Origin of the sequence: Rhizobium sp. PRIMUS64 (assembly GCF_023006465.1) — a bacterium.
GTDB lineage: Bacteria > Pseudomonadota > Alphaproteobacteria > Rhizobiales > Rhizobiaceae > Rhizobium > Rhizobium leguminosarum.
In genome coordinates, this window is the sequence record NZ_JALBGX010000004.1 from 14,063 (window position 1) to 34,387 (window position 20,325).

General features: G+C 60.0%; 17 protein-coding genes. 10 read left to right on the forward strand and 7 right to left on the reverse strand.

Annotated elements, in window-relative coordinates:
• Positions 1-151: 151 nt before the first annotated feature.
• The 3 genes from MOV76_RS03085 (at position 152) to MOV76_RS03095 (ending at position 3,870) form a co-directional block, all read left to right on the forward strand.
• The gene (locus MOV76_RS03085) at positions 152-793 is read left to right on the forward strand and encodes a helix-turn-helix domain-containing protein (RefSeq protein WP_018245788.1); all 642 of its coding nucleotides are present in this window, start codon (positions 152-154) and stop codon (positions 791-793) included.
• Between the two features lie 88 nt (positions 794-881).
• Positions 882-1,184, forward strand: a complete 303-nt coding sequence (locus MOV76_RS03090) for a hypothetical protein (RefSeq protein ID WP_018444912.1) — start codon at positions 882-884, stop codon at positions 1,182-1,184.
• 1,060 nt (positions 1,185-2,244) lie between these two features.
• Positions 2,245-3,870 (forward strand): glycosyltransferase family 39 protein, encoded by a 1,626-nt coding sequence (locus tag MOV76_RS03095; protein ID WP_247263800.1) that lies wholly within the window; start codon positions 2,245-2,247, stop codon positions 3,868-3,870.
• A 145-nt stretch (positions 3,871-4,015) separates the two neighbouring features.
• Here MOV76_RS03095 and MOV76_RS03100 read toward each other — a convergent pair whose 3' ends face one another.
• Together MOV76_RS03100 and MOV76_RS03105 are read right to left on the reverse strand one after the other, a co-directional pair.
• On the reverse strand, positions 4,016-4,786 hold the full coding sequence (locus MOV76_RS03100; RefSeq protein ID WP_130718970.1) for an alpha/beta fold hydrolase: 771 nt from the start codon (positions 4,784-4,786) through the stop codon (positions 4,016-4,018).
• Positions 4,787-5,095: 309 nt separating this feature from the next.
• Complete coding sequence (locus MOV76_RS03105; RefSeq protein ID WP_247263801.1) at positions 5,096-5,848, reverse strand: SDR family oxidoreductase; 753 nt, start codon at positions 5,846-5,848, stop codon at positions 5,096-5,098.
• 411 nt (positions 5,849-6,259) lie between these two features.
• On the opposite strand from MOV76_RS03105, the gene MOV76_RS03110 reads away from it, so the two are divergent.
• The 7 genes from MOV76_RS03110 (at position 6,260) to MOV76_RS03140 (ending at position 13,941) form a co-directional block, all read left to right on the forward strand.
• Entirely contained in the window at positions 6,260-9,898 is a 3,639-nt protein-coding gene (locus tag MOV76_RS03110) for a PAS domain-containing protein (protein WP_247263802.1), read from the forward strand.
• Positions 9,895-10,536 carry a response regulator transcription factor gene (locus MOV76_RS03115; protein ID WP_018444917.1) on the forward strand — a complete coding sequence of 214 codons (642 nt, stop codon included), beginning with the start codon at positions 9,895-9,897 and terminating at the stop codon, positions 10,534-10,536. The genes MOV76_RS03110 and MOV76_RS03115 overlap by 4 nt, the downstream gene beginning before the upstream one ends.
• 2 nt (positions 10,537-10,538) lie before the next feature.
• Positions 10,539-10,916, forward strand: a complete 378-nt coding sequence (locus MOV76_RS03120; protein WP_018516604.1) for a response regulator — start codon at positions 10,539-10,541, stop codon at positions 10,914-10,916.
• A 1-nt stretch (position 10,917) separates the two neighbouring features.
• A complete protein-coding gene (locus MOV76_RS03125; protein ID WP_247263803.1) occupies positions 10,918-11,610 on the forward strand; it encodes a response regulator transcription factor in 693 nt (230 codons plus the stop codon).
• A 248-nt stretch (positions 11,611-11,858) separates the two neighbouring features.
• Complete coding sequence (locus MOV76_RS03130; RefSeq protein ID WP_018245798.1) at positions 11,859-12,215, forward strand: helix-turn-helix transcriptional regulator; 357 nt, start codon at positions 11,859-11,861, stop codon at positions 12,213-12,215.
• A 450-nt stretch (positions 12,216-12,665) separates the two neighbouring features.
• Complete coding sequence (locus tag MOV76_RS03135; protein ID WP_018245800.1) at positions 12,666-13,331, forward strand: nitroreductase; 666 nt, start codon at positions 12,666-12,668, stop codon at positions 13,329-13,331.
• Positions 13,332-13,368: 37 nt separating this feature from the next.
• On the forward strand, positions 13,369-13,941 hold the full coding sequence (locus tag MOV76_RS03140; protein ID WP_247263804.1) for an NADPH-dependent FMN reductase: 573 nt from the start codon (positions 13,369-13,371) through the stop codon (positions 13,939-13,941).
• Between the two features lie 66 nt (positions 13,942-14,007).
• Here the strand turns inward: MOV76_RS03140 and MOV76_RS03145 are convergent, their stop codons facing one another.
• From MOV76_RS03145 to MOV76_RS03165, 5 genes are read right to left on the reverse strand one after another with little or no spacing between them, the layout of a single operon-like run.
• Positions 14,008-15,195 carry a galactarate dehydratase gene (locus MOV76_RS03145; protein WP_018245802.1) on the reverse strand — a complete coding sequence of 396 codons (1,188 nt, stop codon included), beginning with the start codon at positions 15,193-15,195 and terminating at the stop codon, positions 14,008-14,010.
• A 12-nt stretch (positions 15,196-15,207) separates the two neighbouring features.
• Complete coding sequence (locus MOV76_RS03150) at positions 15,208-16,419, reverse strand: mandelate racemase/muconate lactonizing enzyme family protein (protein ID WP_018444922.1); 1,212 nt, start codon at positions 16,417-16,419, stop codon at positions 15,208-15,210.
• Positions 16,416-18,137 carry an ABC transporter ATP-binding protein gene (locus tag MOV76_RS03155; protein WP_247263805.1) on the reverse strand — a complete coding sequence of 574 codons (1,722 nt, stop codon included), beginning with the start codon at positions 18,135-18,137 and terminating at the stop codon, positions 16,416-16,418. The genes MOV76_RS03150 and MOV76_RS03155 overlap by 4 nt, the downstream gene beginning before the upstream one ends.
• Before the next feature lie 7 nt (positions 18,138-18,144).
• A complete protein-coding gene (locus MOV76_RS03160; protein ID WP_017967395.1) occupies positions 18,145-19,266 on the reverse strand; it encodes an ABC transporter permease in 1,122 nt (373 codons plus the stop codon).
• 9 nt (positions 19,267-19,275) lie between these two features.
• Positions 19,276-20,262 carry an ABC transporter permease gene (locus MOV76_RS03165; protein WP_018245806.1) on the reverse strand — a complete coding sequence of 329 codons (987 nt, stop codon included), beginning with the start codon at positions 20,260-20,262 and terminating at the stop codon, positions 19,276-19,278.
• Positions 20,263-20,325: the final 63 nt, after the last annotated feature.

Genomic DNA, 20,325 nt, shown 5'->3' on the forward strand with positions numbered 1-20,325 from the left:
CCACGACATTTTCGTGTCGCTCTCCCCAAAGGGCGAAAGCCTTATACACCGCAGAGTAATCCGGGGCTTCCGTAGCAATACGTAAGGGGTATCTCGAATATCGGGTCGCGCGGCAATTGCTTATGCTCCGATGCGGATAGGGGCGACGCAGATGCTTCAAAATCACGCAATAAATTACACGACTGCTCGAGGCCACCGGTATGGGGGCGCAGCCGCTACAACCAAGGATCAGTCGATTAGGCTCAAGGCCGATGAGACGATCTACAGCGAAGGCGAACACGCGCTTACGATCTACCACGTAGAAGCGGGCGCTGTGCGGATCTATAGGCTGACGGCCGCCGGACAGAGATACATTCTGTCGTTTTACGGAAAGGGCGAATGGTTCGGGCTTGAAACGGGCGATATACGCACCGATTTTGCCGAAGCCGTCTGCGAAACCTGCGTCACGCCCTTTCGCGCCAATCATGACGCCGTCGTTCCCATCGATCTTCTGCACATTGCCTTGACGAATCTTGCCAAGGCGCAACACAAACAACTCGTCATCACCGAGCAGAGCGCACTGAAGCGCGTCGCGGCCTTTGTCTGCGAAATGGCCGACCGTCATCCGGGCGATTGCGAATTTGACATGATGATTTCCCGCAGCGATATCGCCGACTATCTTGGACTGACAGTCGAAACCGTTGCCCGCTGTTTCACGAAGCTCCGCGAAAAACGTATCCTTTGCCTGAACGGCAAACTGCAACGCATCGTTCGCCTTCTCGATCGCGATGCGCTGATCAGCCTCACGATCTAACGGCAAAGCATTCGCAGGTTCGATCTCAGAAAGAAGGACTTTGACGATGACGCATGCATCTCGCCGGAAATCAGGCACATCGGGCAAAATGCTCTATGCAGGCTTGATATCGTTGGCCTTTCCCATGACGGCAGTTGTGGCGCAAGACAATCCGTTTGATCAGTTCCCGGTGGTTATCCAGTGCAAATACCACGAAACCTTTCACGCCTTTTATCTGTCGCGTGTGTCTAAAGATGGAACTGCAACCTATTCTGCATCCGACCGGATCGCCGGCACCATCACGATCGACGGCAAGGCAAAGGCAATAGGCGCTGAAGGCGGAGGCAGTTGTGTCGGCAAAACCTTGTCAGAGCTTCGCGCATCGCACCAGGCCTACGACCTGAAACGCTAGGGCATCGAATTGAAAATGAGAGATCCAGAGGATCTTTCGCATCCTGGCAAGGCTGCCCCCTGCAATCGCTGCGTCCTCGGACTCGATCGCGGTGGTCGGGCCGGAGGAGACGACGGTTAGTTCAGCCCTGAGCTTCATAAAGGTTTCTTGAACGCCTCGATGCGGTGAAGCCCAACGACTTATATGAAAAAATCCAAACCTCCGGCGTCGCGCTCCTCGACCGTCCGACGGACGCCGTCCTCAGCATCGGGCGGTAGGGTACGCCTCAGCATCACGGGTTTGCACCGACCTAACGTGACTTACCCGGCAAATGAATGTTTGCCATTTCTTGTTTTGCAGTGCACAATATTTACTGCTAACAGGGACGTGAGCCGTTGAGAATTTGCATCTACAAATCAGATGAAGTTCCTGAAGTAACGCTGTTCTTACGAGAAGGCGTACCGGTGCCCGCACATCCGAAAAGCCAAAAGTGGCGGCACATAAAAGCAGTCGTTGGCAAAGAGGTAAGGGCGGACCTTCTGACGCAAATCGAGATCGGCAATGGATGTCTTTTTGTCAAGCTTGGGGCATCTCCGAAGCACTGATCTAGGCTGCTGGAGTTGAACGCTGTTCGGCCGCCATGGAAACATGCTCGCTCATTATCGTCCCCCGCTAGATCACCAATCGGCTGTCCTCAAGCAGCGCGCCGATAGCGGCGTGCATATCGCCCTTGTGATAGGCGACACCTCCTCATGCCCACGGCTTCGCTGATCGGCGGCTCGCGCATCTCCGCACTCCATATCTGAGTTTTCAGATTGGCAGCCGCCCCGCCGATGTTCTTATTATGTTCTCGTGAATTCAATAATCAATCTGGGTGAATTGCTTTTTAAGGCTTTGCTGATGAACTGCCATCATGACAAAGCCGCCCCGCAAGCCGTCCGAGCCGCTGCTCGGTGAAGCCTACGAGCAGCTCCGCAGCCGACCGCGTCGGCGGCGAGATCCCGCTCAGCCTAATCTTCCTCACGATCCGATGCCGGCGCGTATCGCGCCGCCTCGGCCGTCACGGAAGACAGGGTTTCAGATGACAGACGACCTGGAATTGAAGCAGGCCGAAGGTCAGCAATACCCGCAGGAGACGACCGACCGGGACATGGCTGCTGGCAACTACCTCAACACGGCGATCTTGCTGGGGATCCTGTTTATTGCAATCGTCTTCAGGTTCCACAAGATCACCTTGCCGCTGGTCGACGGCTTCAGCTGGCGCGAGATAAGCACTGCAATGATGGCCGACAATTTCCAGCAGCGCAGCTGGAACATCTTCTTTCCGGAAGTCAGTTGGACCGGGCCCGGGCCAAGCTATCAGGGCCGCGAGTTCCAGATCGTCAGCTATCTCACAGCCCTGCTCTACCAACTCTTCGGTTGGCACGACTGGTTCGGCCGCATGGTTGCGGCCTTCTTCGGTCTCGTGACGGTGTTTTCGTTGCACAGGCTAACGGCCCTCTGCTGGGACGAGATGCGTGCCCACGCGGCGGCACTTGCCTACGCGCTGATGCCGGCGGCAATCATGATCGACAGCTCGTTTCTTCCCGATCCCGCGATGCTGGCCTTAGTGACCCTTGGCATCTGGCTGTTCGCCAAATACTGGGCCGGCGGCAGCGGCTGGCTCTTGCCGCTCGCCACGGTCAGCTTCTCGCTCGGTGTGCTGTCAAAGCCACCAGGCATCGCTGCCGGTGCCGTCATCTTCTATCTGATGGTCTGCTGGATTCTGGAGAAGAAGCGAAAGCAGGCGACCTGGGTCTTCCTGTCGGGGCTTTTGAGCCTGGCCATCATCGGCGCTTATTTCAGCTGGGCGATTTATCTCGGCCGCAGCTATCCGCCGTTTCATGTCGCCGGCAGCGGCGGCTATATCTGGGATTACGGCTTCTGGACATATGTCAGGGACAGGTTCTACTTCAAATCCGTGTGGAACACCTCGGTCCTGTGGTTCTACGGCTATCCGTTCATGGTGCTGCTCGCGGTCGGCTTGTGGATGCCGGCCAGCCTCGCCGAAGACCCGAAGCAACGCACCCTTTCGGCCATTCCCTATGTGTGGCTGGCTGCCGCCCTAATCATCTATCTGGCAGCGGCGGGCGAAATCACCAGCAATGTGTGGAATCTCCACATCTTCCATGTGCCGGTCGCGATGTTCTGCGGTCGCGGCGCGCTTCTTCTGGCAACGCTTGCATCGAGAACCATTCTAACGCCGGCGGTGGTGCTTCGCTCGATCTGCATCGTGGCTCTCACGCTTGCCTGGTCGACCTTGCCGCTCGTCAGGACGATGAAGAAGCCGATCGCCATGAACGGCAAGCTGCTTGGCGAGGAACTGGCGCGGTTGGCGCAACCGGGCGATCTCGTCGTCGCCATCGCCCCCGAGGTCGGCGATCCCGTCGCAGTCTACTACAGCAGGGCGCGCGGCTGGGTATTCCCGCCTGGCGGAGGCGATGCGGAATGGTCGAAATTCGTCACGGATGACGCCACTGCGATCGCGCAGCTCGAGGAACTGCGCGCGCAGGGCGCGGACCTGTTCGGCGTGGCCAAGAACGCCACCGACAAGCAGGACCTGCTGTTCGTCGAGCATCATGATGGGGTTGTCGACTATCTCGACAAGACCTCAACCAAGCTTGTGGATTCGGCTGATTTGCTGATCTATCGGATCACCCGCCCATGACAGCCGCGACAGGCTGGGGCCGTGGGCCTTGGACAGCATATGGCCCGACGGTTCGAGAGAAAAGGGAGTTCGGCATCTTGCGTTGCGTATTGCCTTACCACGACCGGATCAATGTTGATCCGGTCGCAGAATCGCAGTGCGCGGTCTATTTGCTGGACGCAGCGTCTTCGATTACCTTCGCCACTTTATCGGGATGAGAGACCATCACGACGTGCGACGCGCCTTTAACCACAACCGTTTCCTTCGAGCCCGCCCGCTCCGCCATCCATGCGAGCGCTGCCGGCGGTATGTTCTTATCCGCGTCACCATAGACGAACCAAGACGGGATCTTCCTCCAGCTCGCAGCAGTCGAGGCCTCGCCAAGAGCCTTATCAGTGATGGGGCGCTGTGTTGCGGCCATCAGCTTGCCCTCCGCCTTGGATACATCTGCAGCGAATTGATCGTGAAACGCGCTCTGCTTGATGTACAGGTCTTTTACTCCACCATCCAACGGGACGGGCTCGCCAAGGGTCGGTGCGAGCGTGCTTCCCGGAAACTTACCTGAAAGCGCAACGGCGGTTTCTCCGACATCAGGCGCGAAGGCCGCGACGAAGACGAGCGATTTGACGTTGGCGCTGTCAGCTGCTGCCTCATTGATGACTGAGCCACCGTAGGAGTGACCGACGAGAACAACGTCCGTCTTCAGTCCCGCCACCACTTTGCGCACGTAATCGCCATCCGACGTCACGCTTCGAAGCGGATTAGCAACCGCCACCACTGGATATCCATCCTTTTCCAAACGTGTAATTACGCCATTCCAGCTGGAGGCGTCGGCGAATGCGCCATGCACAAGGACGACCGTCGGCTTCTCAGCCGCGTAGGCATTCAAAAAGCTTCCCGCAGTGATTGCGGCGGCGGCGACAAATATCTTCAACATAGCTTAACTCCTTTTGTATCGCGTACGATTATTTACTGCACAATCTTTTAGAAAGCAAGTCTTGGAATCCCGTTCACCTCGATTTGAAGATTGCGATGAGCCTTTGAGGTCGCGCTCATTGCATAGACCAGGCCCGACAACTATGCCGGCCTATTGCCACATCCGGCTCGAACTCGACAAAACTCTTGCGATTCCGCCGGGCCTGGCCACTTGTCGTATTCAAAGGCGCCAGGGCTCTAATTGCAGCCAGGCGAAAGTTCAGTGGCAGACCCGTTAATCCCCTGCCGGGCGGGAGAGAAGCCGCACAGCCTACTCCCCCATCGATTGGTAGAGCCAGTCGGATAGCTTTTCGGTCGCCACCCGCGCACCTGCCTCAGGAAGCAGCGCGTCTTCAGTCAATTCAACACCGAAATACGATGCGGATGGATCCGTCACCACCTGCCGCTCATCCTCATTCGCGGTGAGATAGATCCGGGCGATTTCGTCGATACCGAATTGTTCCGGGCCGCTGATTTCGGCGACATCGTCCAACGGCGCTCCGACTGCCAATTCCGCCAGCAATGCGGCGACGTCGCTCGCTGCGACCGGCCTCATGAACGCCGGGGGCAATCGAAACACATCGCCATCAGCACCGGTATCGATCAATCCGCTGATGAACTCGTAAAACTGTGTGGAGCGGAGAATAGTATAGGGTCGGCCTGAAGCCCTGATGAGATTTTCCTGCACCATTTTCGCGCGAAAATAATCGCCTTCCACGAGACGAGGCGTGCCGACAACAGAGAGTGCAAGATAGTGCCTGACGCCAGCCTCGGTCGCGGCCGCGAGCAAATTCTTCGTCGAAGCCTTGAAAAAATCCAGTGCAGCACGGTCGCCGAATGATGCGGCATTGGTCACATCGACAATGACTTCGGTTCCCGTCACGGCCGCTTCGAGACCCTTGCCCGAAATCGTATCGACACCCAGCGACAATGATGCGGCCATTACCTCGTGACCTGAGCGGCGCAAGTTCTCGCTGAGCCGCGTTCCGATAAGGCCGCTTGCTCCAACCACCGTGATTTTCATATCAGCATCCTCCATCGCATGCCGTCTTCCCAAAACCGCGGCACCCATTCGGGCGACATGCATTATAGCGCCGAGTTGCGCGGCGCGAACGGCGACACAATGACCGGAAAGCCAGACCCCTTCCACTATGTAAGAGGTCTAGCGGCTTATCCTTGGGATATAGCGGAGCCATCCCGAAGGTTAGGAAGACCAATCGGCAAGACGGAACGACATGCCGGTCTTCGGTCGCGCGGAAAATTCCGACCCGGCGCGGCGGCTACATCCCGCGCAATGCATGGGTTTCCATGAGTTGCGGTTGCAATGTGGCGGGGTTACGGTTCGAATATGAGCCCGCCAGACCCGAAATTGAGAACAACGACAGTACGAAACGCTGACGATCCCCTGACTTTGTCTGTCCTGCAGGAACAGCTGATGATCAGCGTCTGGTCGCACCGCCCCCAACTCCTGCACCTGGGGCTTTTTATTGCGGCCTATGTGCTGGCCTGCGGATTCGCGCAGTCGCTCGCGATCGTCCCTGGAACAGGTATTTCCATCTGGCCAGCGGCGGGGCTTTTCATCGCGACACTTGTCGTCGCATCCGGCTACAGCTGGCCTTGGTGGGTGCTGGGAGGCTGCCTGGCTGAATTGTTCAGCAATTTTCTGTGGTTCCACAGTCCACTGCCTGCGGCTTTCCTGATCTACATCGGCAACGCCCTTGAAGCGGTTGCCGGGGCATGGCTCGTCAACCGGACCTTGACGCGGCCGGTTCGGTTGGAGACCTTGCAGGAGGTTCTCGCATTCGTCGTACTGGGGGCTGGGATCGCGCCCATCGTCAGCGCGACCGTGGGAAGTGCGACCCTGGCGTGGTTTGGCATACAATCGCAATCCTTCGCAACGGCTTGGCCTCTATGGTGGATCGGGGACGCCACCGGCGTCCTGATCGTAGCGCCGCTGGCACTGGTCGTGTTTCACAGCTGGCGTGGCAAGACCCGGCTCTCGGCCGCGCAATGGGTGGAAGCTTGCGTCCTGGCACTGATCTTTCTCGGCGTTGCCGCTCTTTCTCTGAGCGGCTACCTCCCCTTCGCATACATCATCATGCCGCCTCTTCTTTGGGCCGCGGTTCGCTTCGAGTTCAAAGGCGCTGCCGTATCCTTGGCTCTCCTCGCCCTGATCACGGCGCTGTTCACGATAACAGGCACCAGCCAATTTGCCGGCGATCCCGAATCCCAGAAGCACAAGCAGGTCATGCTGCAGCTTTTTCTGGCCATCTCGGCATTTTCGGCGCTCATCGTGGCCGCCATATCCCGGCAGCACCAGCTGGCAGTGCTCACATTGCGCCAAAGCCTGGATACGCTGCGCGACCGCGAGCGGGAACTCTCGCAGCTCGTGGATATGGTTCCGAGCCACGTCTGGCGTCTGACCCCTGACGGTGAGCCGACCTTCTTTAACAAACGGATGATCGATTTTCTCGGTCTCGATGTGGCGGATTTCGACAAGCCCGGCATGAGCCGGCTGGAGGCTGTCCTGGAGGCCACCGTTCATCCCGAGGACGCGGCGGGGTTCGGAGATGCCCTTCGCCATTGCCTCGTTACCGGCGAAAGCTTCGCCATGCGGTATCGACTGCGCCGCGCCGACGGCCTCTATCGCTGGATGTCGAGCCGTGCCGAACCGATGCGGGATCAGTCGGGGCGCATCGTTCAGTGGTACGGTCTTTGTCACGATATCGACGATCAGGTTCATGCCGAAGAGGCTGTGCGGCGGAGCCAGCAACAGCTTCAGCAGATCATAGACGCCGTACCGGTCCGCATCTGGAGTGTGGAGCCCACCGGCGGCTCGTTCTATTTCAACAAGCGGTATCAGGATCATTTCCGCTCCGTTATCGCCGATTTCGACGCTCTCGGTGAGCCGCGCATCGACGATCTGCTGCAGCAGCTGGTTCATCCCGAAGACGCTCCCGACGTTCAGCGTACGCTCAGGAACTGCTTCGAAACCGGCGGCGGCTGCGCGATGCGATTTCGCTGGCGCGAAAAGGATGATGTCTACCGCTGGGCAGAGTGCCGGGTGGAGCCGCGGCGCGACGAAAACGGAACGGTCGTGGAATGGTATGGCGTTTCTCTCGACATCGACGATGAGGTGCGTGCGCTGGAGGCGTTACGCGAACGTGAGCGGGAGCTGTCATTGCTCGTCGATATGGTCCCCGTTCATATTGCCCGCATGGCGCCCAGCGGCGAGCCGACCTTCTTCAGCAAGCGTACCCTGGAATCCATCGGGGTGGATGACGTCGCGGCTTGGGACAAGCCGGACGTCAGCCGCTCAGCGGCCATCATTGGGGCGACAGTCCATCCCGAGGATGCACCCCGCATGAGAGAGGTGCTCAGCCATGCCCTCGCCACCGGCGAACCCTACACCATAAGGTATCGTCGGCGCCGTGCGGACGGCGAATATCGCTGGATGGAGGGTCGCGCAGAACCATTGCGGGATGAAAACGGAATTATTCTACAATGGTACGCTGCTGCACTCGACATCGACGACGAAGTGCGCGCGCAACAGGCCCTGCGAGAGCGGGAACGCGAGCTGTCACAGCTCGTCGACATCGTTCCGAGTCTTCTCTGGCGGTTGGATTCGCAGGGCGAGCCGACTTTCTTCAACAAACGGCTGATCAGTTTTCTGGGACTGGACGTTGCCGATGCAGACAAGCCCGGCATGAACCGTCTTTCCGCCATCATGGAAGCCGCCGTCCACCCTGACGATGCGGAGAGCCTCGCCGAAGCGCTCGACCATTCCTTCGTCACCGGCGAGCGCTTCTCCAAGCAATATCGCCTGCGGCGCGCCGACGGCGTCTACCGCTGGATGAAAGGCAGCGCCGAGCCTCTGCGGGACGAGAGCGGCCGGATCGTCCAGTGGTACGGTCTGACGCATGACATCGACGATCAGCTGCGCGTCGAGGAGGCGTTGCGAGAGAGAGAACGCTCGCTCTGGCAGATCGTCGAAACGCTGCCGGCCATGATCGATTGCGCGGCGCCTGATGGAGAACCGGTATACCGAAACCCTCAGCTCCGCGACTTCCTCGGATATAATCTCGAAGAGCTGGACGGAACGGGGAAAACCCGGCTGGACGGCACACTCGATGCCGGTGTTCATCCCGACGACGTGGCGGGGGTCAAAGAGAACTATGCCTATTCATTGTCCACCGGCGAGCCCTATGCGCGCAGGCATCGTCTGCGGCGCCACGATGGTGAATATCGCTGGGTTGAGACGCGTGCGGCGCCGATGCGCGATGCCGACGGCATCATCGTCCAGTGGAATGTCATCTGCCTTGATATCGACGGTGAGGTTCGGGCGGAGGAAGATTTGCGTCAGGCGCGAGAAGGCCTTGCACGGGCGAGCCAGGTGGCGAGCCTCGCCGAGCTTTCGGCCTCGATCGCGCACGAGGTGAACCAGCCGCTCGCGGCCGTCGTGGCCAACTCACATGCCTGTCAGCGCTGGCTCATGGCCGAACCGCCGAATATGGAGCGGGCGCAGAGGACGGTGGAGCGCATCATCCGGGACGCTAACTCAGCGGCAGATGTCGTCAGCCGTATCCGCGCATTGTTCAAGCAATCCGCAGACCGCAGGGTCCACACGACGCTCTCCGGCGTCGTCGACGAAGCGCGCAACCTCATGGCCGACGAAGCGGCGCGCCGCCGCGTTCGGATCGACATGGGCATTGAGGGCAACCTTCCGCTGGTCGCAATCGACCGCGTCCAGATCCAGCAGGTGCTGATCAATCTCATCCGCAACGGCATCGAGGCGATGGACGCCGTTGCAGACGACAGGGTGATCGAGATCCGTGTGCAGCATATGGGGAATGCCGTCCGGACCGAAATCAGCGACCACGGCCCGGGCATCGAGTTTCCCGAGAGGATGTTCGAGCCGTTCTTCACGACGAAAGAAAATGGCATGGGCATGGGGCTGGCGATCTGCCGATCGATCGTCGAGCTGCACGGCGGACGGTTGTGGGCCGAGAAGAACAATCCGCGCGGAGCGACGTTGATCTTCACCTTGCCCATAGAAACGAAGGCGGCGCCATGACAGCCGATGACCATATTGTCTTCATCGTCGATGACGATGGACGCATTCGGGAAGCCCTCGGCGAGCTGCTGGAATCGCATGGCATGCGCGCCATCGCCTTCGAATCAGCCTGCGATTACGTCAGAGCGGACAAGCCGGATGTCCCCGCCTGCCTCATCCTCGATATCGAGCTGCCTGATATCAATGGCCTGGATCTGCAGAAACAGATCGCCGACAGGGACCATCCGCCGATCGTCTTCATCACAGGACACGGCGACATCCCCTCCTCCGTGCGTGCGATCAAGCATGGCGCGGTGGATTTCCTGACCAAACCCTTCAGCGACGCGGACCTGATGGCGGCAATTCACGCGGCGATCGCTGAGGATCGGGAGAAGAGATCGCAACGCGCCGAACTCCACATGCTGAGGCAACACTATCTCGACCTGACGCCGCGGGAGCGCGAGGTGCTGCCGCTCGTCGTCAGCGGCCTTCTCAACAAGCAAGCAGCAGCCGAATTGGGGATCAGCGAAGTGACGCTGCAGATCCATAGAAGAAATGTGATGCAGAAAATGGCGGCGGCATCGCTCGCCGATCTCGTCCGGATCGCGGAGAGATTGGAAATACCGATAACCCACTCGCGCCGAGTGGGAGGGAATTGAACATGAACAAGACAAGACACGTCGTGGCAATTGTCGATGACGATCCAAGGCTGCTTGAATCGATGGGCGACCTTCTGGAATCTGCGGGTTATGTGGCTCGCAGCTTCTCGTCGGCGGGCTCGCTGCTCGTCAATGGGCTGTCGGACCTCGACCTGCTCATCACCGATATCGGAATGCCTGGCATCGACGGCTTCGAACTTCGCGACCTGGTGAGGAAATCACGGCCGGAGCTGCCGGTATTCCTGATCACGGGCCGCCACGAGATAGCAGATCAGGGCCGCGCTCAAGGCGTGGGCGGATTTTTCCGCAAGCCTTTCGATGCCCAGGCGCTGCTGGCGGCCATCGCCAACGCTTTGCATAAATCGACAGATGGAGGGTAACATGAGAGTTGACCAGCCGTTGCTGCGGAGATCGGCGCCGTTATCATTGCAGTGCAGTTATGACGAGAACCAGCCGCTCGTCATTATCGTCGATGACGACGCCTCTGTTCGCGAGGCGCTGTCGGAGCTGATCCTGTCGGCGGGTTTCCAGTCGACCAGTTTTGCTTCGACCCGCGAATTGCTTGACGCCGATATCCTGGATTGCCCCGGCTGCCTGATCCTCGATGTGCGCATGCCGGGAGCAAGCGGCCTCCACCTGCAGCGCCATCTGGCTGAAAACGGCATATCCAAACCGATCATCTTCCTGACTGGGCATGGCGATATTCCGATGACCGTCCAGGCGATGAAGGCCGGCGCCGTGGATTTTCTCACCAAACCGGTGCGGGACCAGACGCTGCTCGACGCCATCACAGCGGCCATTGCGATGGATGCCGAACGAAGGGCGGAAGCCGCGGTCGCCGAGCGCAATATCAAGCGCTTGGAGACGCTGACGCAGCGCGAGCGCGAGGTTCTGCATGAAGTGGCGCGCGGACGCCTCAACAAGCAGATCGCCTTCGATCTCGGCATCAGCGAAGTGACGGTCAAGCTGCATCGCAGCAATGTCATGCACAAGATGGAGGCCGCCTCCATCGGCGAATTGATCCGAGCGTGGGAAACACTGCCCATGCAGATGCGCCAGGCTGGCGCGCGCTAATCATCGACGCGCGCTTCAAGTCATTGATTTATGCTTTTAGCCGCGTGTCTTCCAATGGTGGAAGATACCGGCCTCGAACATCATCTGCGACCGCTGTCCATTTGAGGCGAGTCGTATCCGATTTGCGCCAAAAAAAGCGATGCGGCGCCGGCAATGGGTTTCGGTCTCGCTCTCATGCGGTAATCCTAAATTAAAGCTCGGGGATATGACCTGGTGCCCAGCTTTGGTTCCCTAAAGGAGATCTCGCCGTGAACAATCAATCGTCAACCGCGCCTTCCCCTGAAACCAACGCCTTCGAAAACGAAGCAAACTTCTTGTCGGCTATGGGGAATGCCAAACGGCTTCACATTCTGCATCTGCTGGCCGAGGGAGAAATGTCCGTGAGCCTCCTGGCCGACGAGGTGGGCTTGAGCCAATCTTCGACGTCCCAGCATTTGGCAATTCTTCGAGAACAGGAACTCGTGCAGACGCGAAGAGCTGCTCAGACGATCTACTATTCACTTCAATCCGGCGCGGCCAGGGCAATGCTCGATACGCTCGCTGACATCTTCGGATCGTACCGTCGCACCGAAGTAGAATGTGTCCGAGCCCTGGGCACCCAATAAAAAATACGAAACGTCGATCCTACACAGCTGATGGTTGGCGCCGCGGCAGCGAAGAGCAGCGCAATGGCGAAGAACGCGGTTTCGAGGAGATGACTGCGGCTTGAGTGTAAGCGCCAAGTCCCGCGATGCCTCGCCGACATGCCCCTCGAACACATCGATCCCTGATGTACGTTTGATGTACCCCTCCTAGACCACCGTGTGATTACGCCTCCATTGCGAATGGAGATAATGAACCACATCAGGAACGGAACAGTCAGGACGAAACGACCATGAGTATGGACAACACCTCATACCCCGGCAGACTGGAACCCGGCGAGCTGGTTCCGTCGCGCTATGCGCTTGATATCGGCGAGATTGACGTAACGGCGGTCAGCGATGGGATGCGAGCGCTGCCAGGCGCGATGTTGGGCCACAACGCTGGCCCGGCCGTCCGGGCGGACGGAGGCGATCATGGACGTATATGAGGCAGTCAAAAGTCGACGATCGGTGCGCGGGTTCAAAGACAAGCCTGTGGAGAGGGAGGTGCTTGAGCGTGTGCTGTCCGCCGCAGCTTGGTCGCCGTCAGGATCGAACATCCAGCCGTGGAACACCTACGTGATGACCGGCGCGCCGCTGGCTGAGCTCAAGACGTCCGCCGTCGAGCGCGTGGCCCATGGCGACGCCTGGGACAAGCGGCAGTACGAGATGTACCCGCCCGCACTGAAGTCCCCCTATGGGGAGCGCCGGTCCGCCTTCGGCAAGGAGCGCTACAGCGCGCTCGGTATTGCGCGCGAGGATTGGGAGGCGCGCCAGCGGGCAGCAATCGCCAACTGGAACTGTTTCGGCGCGCCCGCCGCCCTGTTCTGCTACATCGATCGTGACCTGGGCCTGCCCCAATGGGCCGACGTCGGCATGTATCTGCAGACGGTCATGCTGCTGCTCCGCGCCGAAGGTCTTCACAGTTGCCCGCAGATGGCGTGGTCGCAGGTTCGCGAGACGGTCGCGGAGGTCCTGTCACCCCCCGACGGGCTCATCCTCTTCTGCGGCATGTCGATCGGGTACGAGGACCCCACGGTCAGTTATGCCCGTACAGGCCGCGCCCCGCTCGGCGAGACGGTCACGTTCCTCGGCGAATAGTGACTTGCCATCATCATGCGAGATATTGGAGAACGCCATGACCACGCATAAAGTAGGTTATCTAATCGGCAGCCTGGCCAAGGGCTCGATCAACCGCAAGCTCGCCAAGGCGTTGGTGCGGTTCGCGCCGCCGGAACTTGAAATGTCGGAGATATCCTTCAAGGACCTGCCGCTCTACAGCTACGACTATGACGCCGACTACCCTCCGGCTGGCAAGACATTCAAGGCGGCAATCGCAGCCGTCGACGCCGTGCTGTTCGTTACGCCCGAATACAATCGATCCATACCCGGCGGGCTGAAAAACGCAATCGACTGGGCGAGCCGCCCCTACGGCACCAACTCGTTCACACGTAAACCGTCAGCGGTGATCGGCACGTCGCCGGGCGCAATAGGCACAGCAGTCGCCCAGCAGAATTTGCGCAGCGTGCTCAGTTTCTGCAACTCTCCCCAGATGAATGCCCCGGAAGCCTACATCCAGTTCACGCCGGGCCTGATCACCGATGACGGCGAGGTCACGAAAGACACCACCGCCGATTTCCTTCGCACTTTCATGCAGGACTTCTATGTCTTCATCGCAAGAGTTCGCTCAGTGTTGCCGAAAGATGCCTAGAGCCCTGCGGGAGCCGGCGGCGTCCACCCGGGCGGCCAGCTCCTGTTTTTAAAGGGGGCAATGCCCTCAGGCGAAGGCGTAGGAGCCGTCGGGCCGCTTCGGCACGCGCCGCTGCCAATGGATGTAGCCTTCCTCTTCCATCGCCTTCTCGTCCATTTCGACGCCCCAGCCGGGCCGGTCGGGACGCAGCTCCAGATAGCCGTCCTTCGGCAGATAGGGATCGACGACGTAACGGGTTTCCCCCTCCCGCTTCTCGATATCGAGGCCGCCATAGACGTAGGCCTGTCCCTTTGGCAGCCGGTATTCGAGGATACGGAAATTCTGTGCCGCCGCAGAAAAATGAACGTTGACCGCCGTCGCTAGCGGACCCATCGGATTGTGCGGCGCCACGCCGACGAAGAAGGCTTCGGCGAGGGTGGCAATACGGCGCATTTCGCTGATGCCGCCGACGACGCAGATGTCGGGCTGGATGAGGTCGGCGCCCTTGACCTGCAGCAGGCGCAGGAACTCGTTTCTGTTATAGAGCGACTCGCCGGTCGCCAGCACGCAGTTGAGCCCCTGTTTCAGATCGCCCCAGGCCTCGATATTTTCAGGACGCAGCGGCTCCTCGAAAAACAGGGGGTCGTAGGGTGCCAAGGCATTGCCGAGTTGCCTTGCGGCGATCGGCTCGAAAATCTTCGCATGGGCGTCGAAGGCGATCTCATATTCGTCATTGACCGTTTCGCGCAGCGAGCGGAAATAATCCGCCGAGGCTTTGACGACATTGCCCCAGCGATTGGAGTGCATGTCGATACGCCAGGGGCTGAGCTTGAAGGCGGTGAAACCCCACCCCTCCTTCAGACGATCGAACTCGTCGCGGGCCGCCGGTGCATCCGGTGCGGTATAGACGCCGGCATAGACCTTGATGCGGTCGCGCACCTCGCCGCCCAGCAGCTTGTAGACCGGGACGTTTGCCGCCTTGGCGGCGAGGTCCCACAGGCAGTGATCGAGCGCGGAGATCGCGGCAAGGCCGAGCGCACCCGGCGGGAACCGGCTTTGCTGGATCAACAGATTGACGAGATAGTCGACGCGTGTCGGATCCTGGCCGGATAGAAATTCGTAAAGATAATCCAGGAGCGGCGGAAGCGCCTTGTCGGGGCCGTGATTGTAGCATTCGCCCCAGCCAGTTAGCCCGTCATCGGTGTCGAGCGCGACGATCACGCGGGGACGGTCCTTGTCGCGGGTCATGAAAACCCGCATGCGGTCGATCTTCATCTTTCTGTCCTTCTAGCGATTGAAATAGGTGCGGCGTGACAGGCGCGTCTGCACGTAGAGATGCTCGTTGTCGGTTCCGGGATTGTAGGCGCCGGCACTTTGCGGCACCGAGACATTGCCTTCGCTGGGGAAGCGCGCCACGAAAGCCTCGTCGATATCGCAGCCAAGTCCCGGGCCATCAGGAACGGCGATCAAACCGGCGACCTGTTGCGGATGCGGCACGATCGTCTGGCGGCGGCCGTCCCAGTCATCGTCGAGGCGCTCGAGAATGAGGGCGTTCGGGATCGCCGCAAGCAGATGCAGAGCCGCATATTCCGCCACCGGGCCAAGCGAGCCCGAATGCGGCGCCATCTGGATATGATGCGCCTCGGCCATGGCTGCGATCTTCTTCATCTGGGTGATGCCGCCGGCCCGGCCCGTGTCCGGCTGGATCACGTCCACCAGCTCCTTTTCGATGAGCTCGCGCTCGCCGAAGATAGTCGCCAAACGTTCGCCGGCCGCAAGCGGCACATGCGCTGCGTCGCGGATGCGCCGGTAGCCGTCGAAATTCTCCGGCGCGATCGGATCTTCCACCCACATCAATTCATAGGGTTCGAGCGCCCGAACCAGCCGGCAGGCATCCGCAGGCGTCAGCCACGGCGGTCCATGCAGATCGATGGCGATGTCCATGTCGTCGCCGACGGCGTCACGCAACGCGGCGACCTTGCGGACCGGATCGGCGACACCGCCGCATTTGATCGCCTTTATGCCGCGCTCTTTGAGGGCAAGCGCTCGCTCGGGCGTATTCGCATGCGAATAGATCGGAATCCGGTCACGCACCTTGCCGCCGAGCAGCATCCAGACAGGCACGCCGAGCGCCTTGCCCTTGATGTCCCAAAGCGCCATGTCGATGCCAGTCATCGCACCGCCTCCGACCGTCCCGAGCATGCCATGGCCCATCATGGCGATATGCATCTTCTGCCACAGCCGTTCGATATGAGCCGGATCTTCGCCCACGAGGAGTGGGGCGAGATCATGGATCGCGGTCTCGACGACACGCGGCCAGCCCGAGCATTCACCGATGCCGGTAATGCCCTCATCGGTATCGATCTTCAGAAAGAGCCAGTTTCTAGTACCGCCGAACTGCTTGGAGGCGCCACCACCGGAACGTTGGTCGGAAGCCCAGTTCGCGGGATCGGGCTGACCGACATGCATGAGAAAAGTGCGGATCCCGGTGATTTTCATCGCTGAAAAGTTCCATTTTTCAGAATGTCCGGCGCGACATAGCGGAAACGCCGCGAATGATCGCGATCGCGCGGATCGGGGCGCGGGATCGCTGATATGAGCGCCTGCGTATAGGCGTGCTCGGGCGTGCGGCAGACCTTCTCCGCATCGCCAATTTCGACGAGCTGGCCTTTGTACATGACGCCGACACGGTCGCACATGTAGCGGATAACGCCGATGTCATGGCTGATGAAGATATAGGCGAGACCGAGTTCGTCCTGCAGGCGCATCAACAGATCGAGCACCTGCGAGCGCACGGAGACGTCGAGCGCCGAGGTTGCCTCATCGGCAACGATGACACGCGGATTGAGGGTGATGGCTCGGGCAATGCCGATGCGCTGGCGCTGGCCGCCGGAGAATGCGTGCGGGTAGCGTTCGCGGGCCCTCGGATCGAGGCCAACCTGTTCCATCAGATGGCAAACGCGCTCCTCCAGCGCCCGCCCCTTTGCGACGCCATTGACGAGCAGCGGCTCGCCGATGATCTGGGAGACGGTCATGCGCGGGTTGAGGGAGCCGAAAGGATCCTGAAACACCATTCGCAATTCCCGCCTTGCGGCGGCAAGCGTCTGACCTTTTGCCGTTGCCAGATCGATGATGTCGCCGTCGGCGCGGCGATAGAGGATTTCGCCTGCAGTCGGATCGATCAGCCGCATGATCGAGCGGCCCATCGTCGTCTTTCCGGAGCCGCTCTCGCCGACGATGCCCAGCGTTTCGCCCGGCAGAAGCGAAATGGAAACATCGTCCAGCGCTTTCACCTCGCCGAAAGCCATCGATACGTTGCGGAGTTCGAGGATCGGCGCCGCCGTCGTATCGAGCGGCGGGCGCGCCTGCCGGATTTCGGCCTTTGCTTCCAGCTTCAGCACCGAGCCGATCAGCATGCGGGTATAGTCGTCTTGCGGCGCATGAAAAATCTGCTCGACCGGCGCATATTCCTTGGCGACGCCGTTGTGCATGACGAGCACATCGTCGGCGATCTGCGCCACGACGCCCATGTCATGGGTAATGAACAGAACGGCCATGCCCTTGGCCTTCTGCAGCCTTGCGATTAGGTCGAGAATTTCGGCCTGGGTCGTCACGTCGAGGGCCGTGGTCGGCTCGTCGGCGATCAGCAGCTGCGGTTTGCAGGCGAGCGCCATGGCAATCATCGCGCGCTGACGCATCCCGCCGGAATATTGAAAGGCATATCGATCCAGCGCTTTATCAGGCGAGGGAATTTCGACCTGCTTGAGCAGCGATATGGCTTCAGCGCGCGCCTCTGCCTTGCTCATCCTGGTGTGAAGGCGAAGCGCCTCGACGATCTGGTTGCCGACCGTGTGGATCGGCGACAGCGACGACATCGGCTCCTGGAAGATCATGGCGATGTCGCGGCCGCGGATCGCTCGGATCTGACGCCCGCGCGGATTGAGGCTGGTCAGATCGATCGAGCCGCCGTCCTGATCGTTCAGTATGATCGATCCGCCGGATATGCGGCCGGGCGCATCGACGATCTGCAGGATCGATCGCGCCGTCACCGACTTGCCGGAACCGCTTTCGCCGACGACACAGAGCGTCTTGCCCGGCTCGATCGAGAAAGACAGATCGCTAACGGCGCGAAAGACGCCGGTGCGCAGAGGAAACTCGACCGTCAGATTTTTCACCTGGAGCAGCGGCCTGCCGGCAATGGGAACGATATCGGTCATGCCGGCCTCATTTGTTGTAGGGATCGGCCGCATCGCGCAGGCCGTCGCCGAGAAGGTTGAGCGCCATCACGGCGACCACGACGGCACAGCCCGGCATGAAGAGCCATGGCGCGGTGGCGATCGAGCGAATGTTCTGGGCCTCGCGCAGAAGCACGCCCCAGGAGATGGTCGGTGGCTGCAGACCGAGCCCGAGGAAGGAGAGAGAGGTTTCGGCAAGGATCATCGCCGGCACCGCAAGCGTGATCGACGCGATGATATGGCTGGCAAAGCTCGGCAACATGTGGCGAAAGATGATGCGCCTTTCGCGAACACCGTCGAGCCTCGCGGCGGCGACGAATTCCTCGGTGCGCAAAGACAGGAAGCGGCCGCGAACGACGCGGGCGAGCTGTGCCCAACCGGTCAGCGACAGGATGATCGTGATCATCATATATTGCAGCGTCGCAGGCCAGTCCTGCGGCAGCGCCGCGGCCATTGCCAACCAGATCGGGATCGTCGGCAGCGACAGCACGAAATCGATCACCCGCTGCAGGAAGAAATCGATGCGGCCGCCGTAATATCCCGAGATACCGCCGAGCACGATGCCGAGCATGAGCGAGAAGAAGACACCGACGAGGCCGATCGACAACGAGATCTGCGAGCCTTGGACCGTTCGGCTGAAGACATCGCGCCCAAGCCTGTCGGCGCCGAAGAGAAGCAATGGCGTCGTCTTGTCGGGTGAGGCGATCAGATGGATGTTGGTCCTGAACAGGCCGAACACCGAATATTCGTAGCCGCGCCCGAAGAACTGGACGTCGACACGTTTTGTCGTGTCTTCCTTGAAGATGGCGGCCAGCGTCTCAGGATCGCGGGTCAGCTTCATCGGATAATAATGCGGGCCGAAGGAGAACCCGTTCTGCGTATCGATCAGATGCAATCTCTGCGGCGGGTGAAAAGTCGCCCGCGCATTTTGCAGGTTCGGATCGTTGATGGCGAAGAAGCCGGGAAGCAGGGCGACGATATACATCAGCACGGTGACGACGAGCGCCACCATGGCCAGCCGATGCCGGCGGAAAGCCCACCAGATGAGCTGCCACTGCGACGCGACGGCGGCGCGATCCGGCGGAATGTTCGTGACGGTGATGTCGGCCATATAAGGCTCCTATTCCAACCGGATGCGGGGATCGACCAGCGCAAGCAGGATGTCGCTGATCAAAGAGCCTATCAGCGTCAGCGCGCAGATCAGCAGAACGAAGGCGCCGGCGAGATACATGTCCTGAGCCATCAGCGCCTGCAGCAGCAAAGGTGCTGCCGTCGGCAGATTGAGGACGATGGCGACGACGACCGAGCCGGAAATGAGGTTCGGCAGCAGCCAGGCAATCGTCGAGATGAACGGATTGAGCGCGATCATCAGAGGATATTTCATCAGCAGCCGGAACTCAGAGAGACCTTTTGCCCGTGCCGTTGTGACGTAAGGCTTCGGCAGCTCATCGAGCATGTTCGCGCGCATGACGCGGATGAGGCTCGCCGTCGAGGAGACGGCAAGGATAATGACGGGAAGCCAGAGATGCGAGAAGAGGTCGACCATCTTGGCGAAGCTCCAGGACGCGTTCTCATATTCCGGCGAAAAGAGCCCGCCGACATCCTGTCCGAATTCGACCGCCGCGACATACATCAGTACCAGCGCCAGCAGGAAGGACGGAACGGCCAGGCCGAAAAAGGTGAAGGCAGTGAAGAAATAGTCGCCGATCGAATATTTGCGCACCGCGGAATAGACGCCGATCGGCAGCGCGATCGCCCAGGTGGCGATCAATGTCGACAGAGCCAGAACGAGCGTCAGCGCCATGCGCTCCCAGATCAGGTCAGAGACCGGCTGCTGCCATTCGAAGGAAATGCCGAAATCGCCGCGTGTAAGAATGCCCCATATCCATTTGAAATATTGGATGAGCATAGGGTCGCCGAGGCCGAAGCGTTCGCGCAACTGCGCCGCCGTGTTCTGATCGACGATCTCGTTGGAGGCTGCCAGCGTCGCAATATAGGTCGTGACATAATCGCCCGGCGGCAGCTGGATCAGCACGAAAGCGAGGAAGCTGACGGCAAACAGCGATGGAATCATCCATAGGAAGCGTTTGGCGATAAAGACCAGCATAAGGCGCCTCTTGCATTGAACGCCGCCCACCTGGCCTTGTCGGCCGTCAGGACCGGCAAGGCA